We start from the raw sequence: 13,292 nt of genomic DNA, 5'->3' as shown, positions 1-13,292 counted from the left end.
CGGGGCAAAACCACCCAAAGCGCACCTAATCACCAAACCGCATAACACGCATGATTGGTGAGGTAACGCTATTTCCCTAACGGGGAGAGCACTACGTTCCAGCGTAGACAAAACGAAAGCCCCGCTGCCCCTGACCTTAAAGCCAAGAATAGCGGGGCTGTATCGAAACGGTTAGTTAGTGGAACCCGAGCAGGTGGCCATGTTAGTGCCCGACTGCTTGGTAACACTTTCGCCGTCAACCAAAATCTCGCAAGAGACTTTCTGATCCGTCATGTAGTCGCTGTTCTGGACGATCAAAGATGCTGCGTCCCAGCCAGTGACGGTAGTGTCCGTAGTCCATTCACCAGTGAAGGTTTCGTTCGAAGTACCCGAGGTTTCCCCAAAAGTTGCATCAGCCTCGTTTTCCGAAGTTGCCTTGTAGGTGATCACGGACTCTTTGTTGATCTCCTGGTCGATTGCATCAACCGCCGCCACAGTGCCAGCAGTAATCACGCCAGCAATAATGATGGATGCGAGTCCAAGGATCGCGCCTGCAATGGATGTTCCTCTTGGGCGATTCTTCTTTAGTGCTCCGATGATTCCGAGGATCAGCGCCAGACCTCCGAGGGCGAACGCGACCACGCCAATGAGCGGGATGAATGCAAAAAGGACGGCAATGATGCCGAGAACTAGGGCCGCAACTCCGAGGCCGTTGCCTTGCTTGACGAGTGTTTGCTGAGTCATTTTGTCTCCTGTGCGAGTGTTTGTGGATCGGGATTTACCCTATCTGAATGATTGCTGTATGTAGTCATTTTTACGTACTTCTCAACGATTTGAGACCGTAACGTTATCCTGTTTCCAAGCTGTCGATCAAAAAGTGTAAGCTTGAAGCAATTTCTCATTTGAACAAACTTTCGACTCAGGGGGAGGAGAAGGAGTGTCCCAAAGCGCCGACCAGAAGGCGAAGAGCACCCCGCCCGTAAGCGGGCCTATAAGCCTCATATCGTCTTCGGTAAATTGATCGACTGGCACGTGCCCGAGGCCTTCGAAATCGATTCGGTTGTGCCCTTTACGCCGCTTGATCGTGTACTCACGGGCGTTGACTAGATGCTCGATATGGGCGTGCGCTACTTCTTCAAGAATGGGAGACTTGGAGGTTTGAAGGAGTAAAGTTATCTCGGCTTTTTTGGTGTCTTCGCCTACGGCTTCGAGCAGCTTTTTCCATAGGGACCGCTTGGCCTTCGTTTTTGAAACATTGGCGTTGACGTGTGCCATTGTCCAGTCATTCGACCTGGTAGCTGGTAATTTGACCCTTGGTGTTCTTGCGGGGATTTTCGCCGATTACGGGAGAAGGCCCAGTAACATTCTCCTGTTACTAGGCCTTCTTTGGCGGACACGGGGAGATTCGAACTCCCGGTCGAGTTTAACCCCGACACTTCATTAGCAGTGAAGCCCATTCGGCCGCTCTGGCACGTATCCATCCGCTGTTTCCAGCAGAATCTAGCCTACCCGAACATGGTCGAGTGTTCCAAAACGAGAGTGTTAACGTACCTGTCGCCACAGGAATTCGTAGCTGGTAGCCAACATTCTGGCGGTCGATTCGTTGTCGGTGGAGCCCGCATGCCCGCCGTCTTCCGGTTCGTGGTAGCGAACGTTGGCGATGCCCTTGTCGATCATTCTCGCCGCCATCTTCCGGGCTTGAGAGGGACCAACGCGGTCGTCGGTGGTGGTCGTCCAAATCAGCGAGGCCGGATAGCCATCGATCGGATGCGGCTGATCATCCAAGCGATGCAGTGGGGAGAACGTGCGCAAGAACACCCAGTCCTGCGGAACGTCGGGGTCTCCGTACTCGGCAATCCACGAGTGTCCCGCCGCCAGCTGGGTATACCGTTGCATATCCAGCAATGGCACACCGCAAGAGATCGCGCCGAACAGCTGCGGGTAGCCGGCAATCATATTGCCCATCAACAGGCCACCGTTGGACCGTCCGGTCGCCGCCAGACGGGCACGTCGCGTCACTCCGCGGGCGACCAGATCTTCGGCTATGGCTGCAAAGTCTTCATAGGCACGATGGCGGTTTTCGCGCAGCGCCGCACGATGCCAGTTGGGGCCGTATTCGCCGCCGCCTCGAATGTTGGTCATGACGTATACCGGCAGGCGCCCATTGCTGGAGCGTCTGCTCAACCATCCGGCTCCCATCGCCGGGGCATAACCAGGTGTCATGCTGTGCTGGAAACCGCCATAGCCGTCCATCAACACAGAATTTTCGCCGTCGAGTTTCAACCGTGCATCGGCAACCTGGAAGTAGGGCACACGGGTCCCGTCCTTGGAGAGCGCGAAGTGCTGCGTCACGCTAAACCCGGCAGCGTCAAAACGCTCCGGAGATCGCTTGACGACCTCTGCCTCCGCTCCGATCGACCCGCGAAATAAGGTCGTAGGGGTGGTGAAGCCGGTGACCGTCATCCAATAATCGTCGGCGGTCGCGGCATCCTCATCGTCCACGGCACCCACCGAAACGCTGAGCATCGGGTCGGCGAGCGGCAGCGATGTTTCGGCAAAGTTCGCGCGCAGATCAAATATCCGAATTTGTGCGGCCACATCGTGTAGCACCGAGACCAGCAGGTAGTTGGCGGTGAAGTCCATGCCTTGCAGGGAGGTCTTCGCATCCGGTTGGAAGATGACCTTCTGGATGCGGCCGTCGTTCAGGAAATCATCGAGTCTGCTGATTGCCAAGGAGCCTGCAGGAATGAGTTCTGCATGATGTTCCCAGTCGGTTTGCGGGGCGAACAACACCCATTGGCGGTGCAGGCTGACCTGCACATCGGCCGGGACCTCAATATTATGGTGGGTCCCGTCGAGGATGACGCCGGTGCGTGAGTTGTAGAAGTCGATGGCATCGGTAGTCACGATGCGTTCAAAGCCCGGGGCCGAATCGAAATAGCAGAAGGCCGCCACATGTTCTTGGGCAACTTCAAAAATGATCTCGGCATCTTCCAGAGCTGAGCCGCGGGTGAGCTTCCGTGCGGTGCGTGCATAAGTTGAACGTGTCGTATCGGACTCGTTGGTAGCCGAAGCGACCAGCAACGTATTTTCATCGATCCAGCTTGCCGAGGTCTTTGCAACCGCGAGGTCGAAACCATCATCGATGAAGCACAGGGTTTCCAAATCGAATTCGCGCACACGTACCTGATCTCCACCGTCCGGGCTTAGCCGGATGAGTGCTCTACGGTGCGGCTCTCCTTCTGCCGGCCGCAAAAACGCAGACCCGGCGAAGTGCCATGGTTCGCCCTGCTGCATTGCATAGCCGTCCATGTCCAACAGAATTTCCCACTGGGGATTCTCGGTGCGATATGAATCCCGCGTGGTACGGCGCCAGAGGCCCAGACGGTGCTCGGCATCACGCCAGAAGTTGTAGTAGTAGTCTCCGCGCTTGGTGACCATCGGGATGCGGTCCTGTGAATCCAGTACCCGGCGAATAGCTTCGACGCTTTGTGAAAAGTCGTCATCGTGAAGTTCGGCTTCGGTGCGTTGAGTTTGAGCGCGAACCCAATCCAACGCGGCATCACCGTGGGTGGCTTCGAGCCAGGCATAAGGATCGGTCGTTTCCAGGGAATCAGACGGGGTTGAATGCATAGCCACAGTCTATGCATTCAAGGTAGATCATGCGCCAGCGCCGCTCATTTGAATTAGGGCCGCAGCTTTTGCCGGGAGGCTGGGGCACTTGATGGCGTGACAAGTTGCTTCTAGGCAATAATCTTGGAAGGTGAGCAACTTCTGGGAAGAACCCCAACCACAGTACAACGTCGCTATAGTTGGCGCTGGCCCGCGCGGTACCAGCGTCATCGAACGCCTAGCTAAGCTGGCCGTCAAGATGCCCAAGCTGGCTACCTTGGTACGCGTAACGGTGTTCGACCCGCACCGCCCGGGATCTGGGCATGTTTGGAATCCAAAACAGTCGCCACACTTCCTGATGAACACCCCTGCCTCATTTCCTACGGTAGCTCCCGAAAGGATCGCAGCTGAGCCGGGGCTTAGCTTCCGACAGTTTGTTGAGGCCAATGGGGATGGACTCCGGCTCGAAGAGCGTCAAGCCGCCGCGCTGCGCGCCACGCAACCGGGCACCTACCCGCCACGGGCAATATACGGTCGCTACCTGGAGCACGTGTATGACTCGTGCGCTCGCGTGCTTGATGAGCATCCGAATTTCGTGTTGAACTACATCCGCGCTGAAGTGTTGGCGGTTCGCCCGCAGGAGGCTGGCTACCGACTGGATTACCGGTCCTTTGCCCAAGGAGATCCTGGCACCGGGCAATTGGAGTGCAACAGCGTGGTTTTGGCATTGGGGCATCAGAATGCTGAATTGAACCCGTGGCAAAAACAGCTGCAACGGGCAGCCGAACAAGCTGGGGCCACTTATCTGCCGCCAAACGTTCCGGCAGATGTTGACTACTCGAACTTCAAATCAGGCGAGTCGGCACTGCTGCGCGGAATGGGGCTCAATTTCTTTGACGGCATGGCCGAATTGACTAGCGGCCGCGGAGGAATTTTTAAAGAAGTGAGCCAAGACCCGGGACACCGATTTGAATACATTGCCTCGGGGAAGGAGCCCAAGCTGATCGCCGCTTCGCGTCGGGGAACTCCATATTGGGGGAAACCGGTAGTAGAAGAATTTATTCCAGCGGAAATCACCCTGCGTTTCTTGCACGCCGAAGAGCTGATCGGAAGGGTCGCCGAAGCTCGTCATTCGAATCCGGACGCCGCCTTGAGCTTTTCCCGCCATATCTGGCCCCAGCTGCACCGCGACATACTGTGGGTCTACTACTCAAAATGCGTCACCACCGAGGCGACCGAATCGACCGCGGACGCCAGCCGGATACTAGCTGGATTGGAACGGATCCTCGAAGCCGAACACCACGAAGGCAATCAGGTGTGGCTCAGCGAACTGCGCGACTACATTGATCAGTTCCCTCATCTGAAATGGTTGGACATTCCGGCTTTGGCCCGACCTTTTGATCAAATTGGCTTCGGTTCCCATGAGCAGTACCAGCAGGCTGTGCGCGACTATCTCGTTGGCAATGCGCAGCACAGTTCTGCCGGGCTGCGCGACCCGCTGTCCTGTGCCATCATGACGATGAATGCCGGGCGCATGGTTATTAAGGATCTGGTAACCAAGGGGATCTTGGACGAGCAATCCCGAATTGACGAAGTGCAGGCCCACTTTGAGCCGCTGGTCGAGGGCCTGTCCTCGGGGCCACCCCTGGAACGGATCGAACAGCTCCTGGCACTGTCCCGCGCAGGTCTGGTGAGCTTCATCGGGCCAGAACCCGAGTTCGGTTTCGACGATGTGGGCGGGAAATTCACTGTTTCCTCGCCGTGGGTAGATACCGAGATCTATGGAGCGAAGGTCTTGTGCGAAGCGATGATGCCCAGCAACCGGGTACTGCAGAACAACACCCCACTAATGACCCAACTGCTAGCAGACAAGGTAGCCCGTGCACATACCTGGCGCAATGCCGAAGGCGAACTGATGGCGGGATCCGGATTCGACGTGGTGGGCGAGCCCTACCGGCTGATCAACGCAGACGGTCTGCCCCATCGCGGAATCTTCGTGCTCGGCTTGCAGCTTTCTTCGGCACAGTGGGGCACTGCAATTGCGGCCCAGGCCGGAGACCCGACGCACCCGGCCGCGCGAACCTTGCACGATGCGGAGCAGGTGGTCATCGAGATTGCCCGCATGGCGGGAGTCAATCTGGAGGAACTATTGGCGGGTAGCTCAAAATAAGAAAGTCTGGGGCAGTAGATCAATTGATCTACTGCCCCAGACCGCAACGCGGATGGTAAGAGATTTGAACTCTTGGTACGGGGTTACCGCACACTGGTTTTCAAGACCAGCTCCTTAGGCCGCTCGGACAACCATCCAACCCGAAAAACTATACGCTATGAGTAAGCCAAGAAGGGAATCGACATACATGAGTGACACGATGCAGGCCTACATCTACGCCGGCGCAGGGGGACCAGAGGTGCTTAAAGCACAGGCTCGCCCAATCCCGGAAACAGCAGATCATGAAGTACTGATTGAGGTTACTGCCTTCGGCCTGAACCGGGCAGATGTCCAGCAGCGCAAGGGTGTTTACCCGCCACCTGCCGGTGCCAGCGACATCCCAGGGCTGGAAGTTTCCGGAACCATCGCCAAGGTCGGCAAGCAGGTCACCGAATGGAACGTTGGAGACCGCGTGGCAGCTTTGCTTGCAGGAGGAGGCTACGCCCAGTACGTCAATGTTGAATCCTCACATGTGCTGGCAGTCCCTGCCCAGATGGATCTAGTCGAAGCTGCGGGGCTCCCCGAGGTGGCCGCTACCGTCGTCTCAAATATCTTCCTTGAGGGAGCGCTCAAGGATGGAGAAACGATTCTGGTCCATGGCGGCTCCGGTGGAATCGGATCTATGGCAATCCAGCTGGCGAAGGCCGCCGGCGCGACAGTGATTGTCACCGCTTCGTCTGAAGACAAGATCGCCTACTGCAAATCGCTGGGCGCTGATGAGGGGATCAACTATCGCGAAGAAGATGTGCTGGAACGGGTTCGCGAATTGACCGCGGCCAAAGGTGTTGACCTGATCTTGGACGTGGTTGGTGCGAAGTATCTGGCGATGAACGTGAAGGCGCTCGCCGTGGGCGGCCGCATGGTCGTCATTGGTTTGCAAGGCGGCGCCAAGGCGGAACTGGATTTGCGCATGCTGATGTCTAAGCGTGCCAGGGTTATCGGCACCACGTTGCGTGCTCGTCCGGCGAACGAAAAGACCGTAATCGTCGAGGAAACTTCAAAACGTATTGAACCGTTGCTGGCAGAGGGGAAACTCAGTCTGAACGTCACCAAGATTTATTCTTTCGAAGCCCTCGTCTCGGCGCATGAACATTTTGATTCGGGGACGCATCTGGGAAAAATTGTCGTGCGGGCTTGATTTATCCATACCTCCTTCGCGTAAAGTGACCCGTGGTATTACCACGTGACTCGTTCCACAGGAACTAGTTATCCACATCACTTGAAAGATTCCGAGGAGGCTACTCCCAGTGAGTACCCAAGAAGCCCTGCCGCCGGCGGGCGTGGACCCAGAGATTGTCGAACGCGAAGATAAGCGGTGGACTCCGTTGCGCATCGCAGTCTGGGTTGTCATTGCATTGATCGGCGGCGTGGCTTGGTCCATGCTCGCATTCTCCCGCGGTGAAACCATCAACGCGATCTGGTTCGTTTTCGCCGCGGTGGCGACGTACCTGATCGCTTACCGGTTCTATGCGAAGTTCATTGAGCGCAAGATCGCCAAGCCGGATGATTTCCGGGCCACTCCCGGCGAGTATATGAATAACGGCCGAGACTTTGTGCCAACCGATCGACGTGTGCTTTTTGGGCACCACTTCGCGGCAATCGCTGGAGCCGGGCCGCTAGTTGGGCCGATCCTCGCAGCGCAGATGGGCTACCTACCGGGAACCATCTGGATCATCCTCGGTGTAGTTCTGGCCGGGGCGGTGCAAGACTACTTGGTCTTGTTCTTCTCGATGCGCCGTGGTGGGCGTTCGCTGGGCCAGATGGCCCGTGAAGAGCTGGGCCTGATTGGTGGCACCGCGGCGTTGATTGCGACTCTTGCCATCATGATCATCATCGTTGCCATCTTGGCGCTGGTGGTTGTCAACGCGCTGGGGGAATCCGCCTGGGGCATCTATTCGGTGGGTCTGACGATCCCGATCGCGCTGTTCATGGGGATCTATCTGCGCTTTATCCGCCCAGGCAAGGTACTGGAAATTTCGGTCATCGGCTTCGCGCTATTGATGTTCGCTATCATCTCTGGCCGTTGGATCGCCGAATCGGCGTGGGGTGCTGAGTTCTTCCACATGGAACGCACCACCATTGCATGGGCGATCATTGTTTACGGTGTCATCGCTGCGGTACTTCCGGTCTGGCTGTTGCTTGCGCCGCGCGACTACCTGTCGACCTTCATGAAGATCGGTGTGATTGGACTGCTGGCCGTGGCCATCGTCGTCGTCCGGCCGGAGATCAGTACCCCGGCCTTCTCCGAGTACGCCTCACGTTCAGACGGTCCGGTCGTCTCCGGTTCACTGTTCCCATTCTTATTTGTCACCATCGCTTGTGGTGCGCTCTCCGGCTTCCATGCGCTCATCGCCTCGGGAACCACCCCGAAGCTGGTCGAGAAGGAACGCCAGACCCGCTTCCTGGGTTACGGCGGCATGCTCATGGAGTCCATGGTGGCCATCATGGCATTGGTTGCGGCGATCTCCATTGATCGCGGCATCTACTTCGCGATGAACTCCTCCGCAGCCGCGACCGGTGGCACCGTGGAGACCGCGGTGGCCTTTGTGAACTCCTTGGGACTAGCCGGCGTGGACCTAGTTCCAAGCCAGCTGACCGAGCTGGCGGCCAACGTGGGCGAACCATCGGTGGTTTCGCGAACCGGTGGCGCTCCAACGCTAGCGGTCGGCATTGCGGTGATCATGAATCAGTGGTTCGGTGGCGTCGCCATGATGGGCTTCTGGTACCACTTCGCGATCATGTTCGAAGCACTGTTCATTCTGACCGCGGTAGATGCCGGGACACGCGTGGCTCGCTTCATGCTGCAGGACGCTATCGGTAACTTCGTTCCAAAGTTTAAGGACACCTCGTGGCGCCCCGGAGCCTGGATATGTACGTTACTTATGGTGGCCGGATGGGGTTACATTCTCATTCTCGGAGTCACCGACCCCCTTGGCGGCATCAATACGTTCTTCCCGCTGTTCGGTATCTCCAACCAGTTGCTTGCTGCTATAGCTTTGGCGGTGGTCATGACGATTGTCGCCAAGCGCGGTAACTTCAAGCACCTGTGGGTCATTGTGCTCCCGCTGGCGTTCGCCGTCGTGGTCACCTTCGTCGCCTCGTGGCAGAAGATTTTCTCCACGAACACCAAGGTTGGCTACTTCGCAAACCACAACGCGTTCAAGGAAGCCTTGGCCAACGGTGAGACTTCCTTCGGTTCTGCAAACGGCGTTGAAGCCATGGAAGCCGTCGTGCGCAATACCGGTGTGCAGGGCTGGCTTTCGGTGATCTTCCTGGTGCTATCGGTCATCGTGATCGCCGCGGCGGTAGCCGAAACCGTCAAGGCGAAGTCCCATGGCGGCGGAAAAGACACCGAGGACCCATACACGGAATCGAAGATCTTCGCTGCACAAGGCCTGATCTCCTCGCCCGCAGAAAAGGCGCTCGAAACTCAGTGGAAGAACGTTCCAGTAAGCCAACGCGTGAGCCGTGGCGGACATTAAAATGGAAAAACTTCGCGAAAAGCTCGGCCAAGCTAGACGTTTCATGGAAGGCGTGCTCGGTGCAGATAAGTACCGGCACTACCTGGAGCACTTGGCTGATACCCATCCCGAAGCCGAACCGATGACGGAACGCGAGTTTTGGCGCGAATACACCAACTGGCAAGAGCGCAACCCGCAAGGTCGCTGCTGCTAATTGGAGGGTGACACGAAGGAGCCTTGGAACTGGATTTCGAGTTCCAAGGCTCCTTTTCACGTCAAGCGAAGCCACGAAGCTGGGGAGTTTTGAGCAGCGACCGGTAGTCTGGTACTAGTCATTTCGTAGCGACCTAGCAAAAAAGAGTGTGATGGGTTTTTTCTCGCGTCTGCGCGAACAACGCGCAACAAACCGTGACCTTGGGCAAGGCGTATGGCGCCGCGCCCATGACAGGTTCGTGCGCTCTTTGGACCGCGTTTTTCAGGTCTTAGAAGGAATCGAAGACAACGACCTGTATAACGAGGTAGTTACGCGAGCTAATGAGCTGGCAGATCTGCTCCCGCAGGTGCGTCAGCTGTGCATCGATGCCCAGCGGGTGACGCCAAGCGATGACGAGCACATTCCGCAATCCACCTCCAAGGTGCACCGAGCGCTGACCAAGTCAGCCAACGACTTAGCCGCGACGGCTCAGGCAATCGCGATGATGCGAATGCAGGCCAAAGGTGGAGCGGAAAACAATATGCAACCGATTGAACACCGTGCACAGATCGTCAAAGACGACATTTCGCACGCAGCCAAAATGCTGGCTGACTTGAGCTGAACCGTTAAAATATGGTGCCTTTCACCTCAAAGTCCGCTCCGATGCACTAAATTAGTTGCATGATCCAAACTATTCCACAATCTAATTTCCACGATGGCAACTGCATCGACCAGATCGGTTACGGCGTCTGGAAGGTATCCGATGCCGATGCTGAGATCGCAGTTGGCAAGGCGCTGAAAGCCGGATACCGCCATATCGATACAGCCCGTATCTACGGCAACGAAGAAGGCGTGGGGCGCGCAATCGCCAACAGCGGCATTCCGCGTGGCGAAATCTTCGTGACCACTAAAGTCTGGAATTCCGACCAGGGCTACGACAAGACATTGGCGGCGGCCGAAGCTTCCCTCGAACGTTTGGGAATGAACCACGTGGATCTTTACCTGATTCACTGGCTGCAGCCTCAGCGCGGCACCTATGTGGACACGTGGAAGGCCCTGATTCAGCTACAGAAAGATGAAAAGGCGACCTCTATCGGCGTCTGCAACTTCACCATTGAGGCCATGGAAGAGCTCTATGAGCACACCGGTGTGCGTCCGGTGATCAACCAAGTTGAAACTCACCCGTACTTCCCACAGGCCGAGTTGCGCGCTTACGAAGCTAAGCATGGCATCGCCCACGAATCATGGTCTCCACTTGGCCACGGCGGTGAGCTCTTGACCGACCCGGTCATTTTAGGGATCTCCCAAAAGCATGAGGCCAGTGCCGCGCAGGTAGTCATTGCTTGGCATTTGGCTTTGGGCAACGTGGTGATTCCAAAGTCAGTCACCGATTCGCGAATCATCGAGAACCTCGAGGCAATCGAGTTGAAGCTTGATGACGAGGACCTTGCTGCGATCAATGGGTTGGATCGTGGTCCCGAGGGGCGCATCGCGGCAGATCCGGCCATCTCAGACTTCGAATAAATCCGAATCTGCAGAGCATTCAATTTTGGACCCTGGTTTCGGCAAGAACCAGGGTCCTTGCCTGCTTGAAACCAAGAGCGGTTGTCGAGATCCTCACTAGACTGAGATCGGCGCCGAATACCCCCGCTGAGGCGAAACGCCGTCAGGCGTTCGGCGCAAGGCAGATTCTCACTTCATCGGGTGCCGAAGCCGCAACTTCCAGACGGTGCGGTTCCCCGGTAAACATGATCGGCCCAGGATGGCTTATGGCGCCCGGGCAAGCCGGTAAAGCGCGGGATGTCCGTCGCCCATGGCTGAAGTCCCAATCGTGCTCGTTCGCTCGGCGCTATTTTTTTTGAGGCGTCTGACGAACGATGGCATCAGAACTCCTCGCAGCCGACAGCTGAAGCTATGCGCATCGAACTGTGCGCAGGCTTATCTCGTATTTGGTTGACTAAGCACGTGTTCACGTCGGATGTCCGCGCATAGCGCTTTTCCTGCAAGATCGCGGGGCTGCGAATTAGGCTCCCGTGAGCGTGCCCGTATCGCGGAGCCTGGTGACCGCCGCCTGGCTTAGATTCGTATAATCAGCGATCGGGCTTACCGCAACCCCATTGTCTAATGCCTCAAGGATCGAATTTTCGAACTCTGCGATGCTCTGCTGGGCGTCTGCCAATTCGGATTCGGCTAGTTCGGCGTTTCCTTGGGAGGCACGCTGCAAGTGTGCCTGCACCGCCAACATTGACCGTGTAGCGGCTTGAATCCGCGTCCAGTCATATCCCGCTGCCGGGGGCGCATCGTTGCCGAAAACAATCATCCAGTCGTTCATCGAATATTCCCAACCGGGGGAAACCTGAGTTCCCCGCTCTTTGAAATGGACCCTACCTTCGTGAATAAACGGTGTCGATGTGTGACCGTTCAGCCGAGGTGAGAAGAGGCGAAGTTGAATCTAGAGAGGCCGGCCTTGGCGCTTTGCTTAACGTTTACTTGTGTAGGCAGGTTCATCGCCAGCGATTATCCGAAGTAGTTTAGGGTAAAAGATGCATGATTGATTATCATTGCAGCGATCAGAATAGAAAAATTAAGGATGACTTATTGCCTATGAAAAAACCGGGATATGACACCCTGATCTATTTTTGGTTGAGCATCGCGCTGAGTTTCTTAGGATTCTTCCTGCAGTTCTTCGGGGCTCAGGTGGCATTTCGAGACGGGGATCCTAATCCCATGGCGCTTTCACCATTCGGGATCGCCTCGACTGGCTGCTTCGCATTGGCCTTCATATTTGGGCTCGTCGTCATTCATAAAACCATCGCCATGTTGATGTTTTTGGTGCAGAAGAAGCCGTGATGAGCGAGGCTCGGCGTCCCAAGACAGCGAAAAACCCCGGAAGCACACGGTAACACCGGTGTCCGGGGTTTTTCTTCACACGGACCGTGGCGGATTTGAACCGCCGACCTGCACTTAACGAGACAGACGAAAGCGACACTTAGGGCGTTTTAGCGGTTCCATGGGGCCTAGGAATCGGGCTATTTGGGCTATGAGTCTGTGGGATTTCAGTATTCACCCGGCAGCATGTGCACTTAATTGCACACACAGAGGCCGTAGCTGCCAAGATCAGGACGGTCGCTAGGCTTCGCTAGCGCGCAGCGCGAACTATGGCCGAATCCCCGGTGCTCGCATGGAATGGGCAAAGTAACTCTCTCGCTATCTGTCGCCTGACCTCGTTACACTCGTATCGAAACCTTTTGGAGGAAACCTTGTCCCGTGCAATTAAGCGTATTGTCGGCAATGTCAGTGTTCTAACTGCGCTCGTCGCTTTGGTTGCCGTGCTCGTGTTCGCTGCTACGAGCCCGTCGTTTTTGAAGAATGACGCGAAACTGACCGCCGAAGCCAACGCCGGCACACCAATAGTTCAGGCAAGAACGACACCAAAGCCGACACCTACGTCGAGTGCGACACCGAGCGAGACGGTGTATCCCACAAGTTCAGACGGTGTAACTATTCGACCGTGGGAAGATATCCAGATCGCGGGATACCTAGAGAACAACGGCGCCAACAGTTTCAAGGGCTGGTCGGAAGGAACGCCTCAGCGTGCAACGGATTATTGGGAGTCCGAGACTGAGGGTGAACTGACAATTATCGTGTCCGATGATGGCTGGACAGAAAGCGACATGGAGGATTATGCCCGGTCGTTCATGTCATTTTATGGTTGCAATTCTGATGAAGTCGAGCGGGTCACTGTTGAAACCGCTGGCGGCGACGTGAGCGCCACCAGATCAGGCTGTTAACGCGCGAAACGTGCCCCACCCAAAAAACTTAGAGATCGCGCCAATAG

General features: G+C 56.4%; 12 protein-coding genes and 2 tRNA genes. 8 read left to right on the top strand and 6 right to left on the bottom strand.

The features are described 5' to 3' along the window. Positions 1 to 171 precede the first annotated feature (171 nt). The 4 genes from CIK76_RS08375 to CIK76_RS08360 all read right to left on the bottom strand — a co-directional run bounded on the left by CIK76_RS08375 (position 172) and on the right by CIK76_RS08360 (position 3,612). A complete protein-coding gene (locus tag CIK76_RS08375) occupies positions 172 to 723 on the bottom strand; it encodes a DUF308 domain-containing protein (RefSeq protein WP_096285345.1) in 552 nt (183 codons plus the stop codon). A 126-nt stretch (positions 724 to 849) separates the two neighbouring features. Continuing rightward, complete coding sequence (locus CIK76_RS08370) at positions 850 to 1,254, bottom strand: hypothetical protein (protein ID WP_096285343.1); 405 nt, start codon at positions 1,252 to 1,254, stop codon at positions 850 to 852. Positions 1,255 to 1,366: 112 nt separating this feature from the next. Further along, a tRNA-Ser gene (locus CIK76_RS08365) sits at positions 1,367 to 1,458 on the bottom strand. Positions 1,459 to 1,521: 63 nt separating this feature from the next. Further along, positions 1,522 to 3,612: a prolyl oligopeptidase family serine peptidase gene (locus CIK76_RS08360; RefSeq protein ID WP_096285341.1), complete on the bottom strand. Its 2,091-nt coding sequence runs from the start codon at positions 3,610 to 3,612 to the stop codon at positions 1,522 to 1,524. A gap of 130 nt (positions 3,613 to 3,742) precedes the next feature. On the opposite strand from CIK76_RS08360, the gene CIK76_RS08355 reads away from it, so the two are divergent. Then, positions 3,743 to 5,761, top strand: a complete 2,019-nt coding sequence (locus CIK76_RS08355; RefSeq protein WP_096285339.1) for an FAD/NAD(P)-binding protein — start codon at positions 3,743 to 3,745, stop codon at positions 5,759 to 5,761. 49 nt (positions 5,762 to 5,810) lie between these two features. Here the strand turns inward: CIK76_RS08355 and CIK76_RS08350 are convergent. Beyond that, a tRNA-Ser gene (locus CIK76_RS08350) sits at positions 5,811 to 5,898 on the bottom strand. A 62-nt stretch (positions 5,899 to 5,960) separates the two neighbouring features. Here CIK76_RS08350 and CIK76_RS08345 point away from each other — a divergent pair. From CIK76_RS08345 to CIK76_RS08325, 5 genes are all read left to right on the top strand, one after another. Next, entirely contained in the window at positions 5,961 to 6,938 is a 978-nt protein-coding gene (locus tag CIK76_RS08345; protein WP_096285988.1) for an NAD(P)H-quinone oxidoreductase, read from the top strand. 109 nt (positions 6,939 to 7,047) lie between these two features. Beyond that, positions 7,048 to 9,282, top strand: coding sequence for a carbon starvation CstA family protein (locus CIK76_RS08340; RefSeq protein ID WP_255248398.1), 2,235 nt, complete (start codon positions 7,048 to 7,050; stop codon positions 9,280 to 9,282). Between the two features lies 1 nt (position 9,283). Further along, on the top strand, positions 9,284 to 9,475 hold the full coding sequence (locus CIK76_RS08335; RefSeq protein ID WP_096285335.1) for a YbdD/YjiX family protein: 192 nt from the start codon (positions 9,284 to 9,286) through the stop codon (positions 9,473 to 9,475). A gap of 151 nt (positions 9,476 to 9,626) precedes the next feature. Continuing rightward, a complete protein-coding gene (locus CIK76_RS08330) occupies positions 9,627 to 10,076 on the top strand; it encodes a hypothetical protein (RefSeq protein ID WP_096285333.1) in 450 nt (149 codons plus the stop codon). 59 nt (positions 10,077 to 10,135) lie between these two features. Further along, the gene (locus CIK76_RS08325) at positions 10,136 to 10,978 is read left to right on the top strand and encodes an aldo/keto reductase (RefSeq protein ID WP_096285331.1); all 843 of its coding nucleotides are present in this window, start codon (positions 10,136 to 10,138) and stop codon (positions 10,976 to 10,978) included. Positions 10,979 to 11,477: 499 nt separating this feature from the next. Here CIK76_RS08325 and CIK76_RS08320 read toward each other — a convergent pair whose 3' ends face one another. Beyond that, positions 11,478 to 11,786 carry a hypothetical protein gene (locus CIK76_RS08320; protein WP_096285329.1) on the bottom strand — a complete coding sequence of 103 codons (309 nt, stop codon included), beginning with the start codon at positions 11,784 to 11,786 and terminating at the stop codon, positions 11,478 to 11,480. Positions 11,787 to 12,001: 215 nt separating this feature from the next. Here CIK76_RS08320 and CIK76_RS08315 point away from each other — a divergent pair, with 215 nt between their 5' ends. Both CIK76_RS08315 and CIK76_RS08310 read left to right on the top strand, forming a co-directional pair. Next, complete coding sequence (locus tag CIK76_RS08315) at positions 12,002 to 12,304, top strand: hypothetical protein (RefSeq protein WP_141393512.1); 303 nt, start codon at positions 12,002 to 12,004, stop codon at positions 12,302 to 12,304. A 410-nt stretch (positions 12,305 to 12,714) separates the two neighbouring features. Then, complete coding sequence (locus tag CIK76_RS08310; protein ID WP_141393511.1) at positions 12,715 to 13,245, top strand: hypothetical protein; 531 nt, start codon at positions 12,715 to 12,717, stop codon at positions 13,243 to 13,245. The last annotated feature ends 47 nt before the right edge of the window (positions 13,246 to 13,292 follow it).

The sequence above is a fragment of the Glutamicibacter sp. BW80 genome, assembly GCF_002332385.1.
In the GTDB taxonomy this organism is placed as follows: domain Bacteria; phylum Actinomycetota; class Actinomycetes; order Actinomycetales; family Micrococcaceae; genus Glutamicibacter.
Note: the sequence above shows the minus strand (reverse complement) of the source record. Positions and strands in the feature narration are given on the sequence as shown.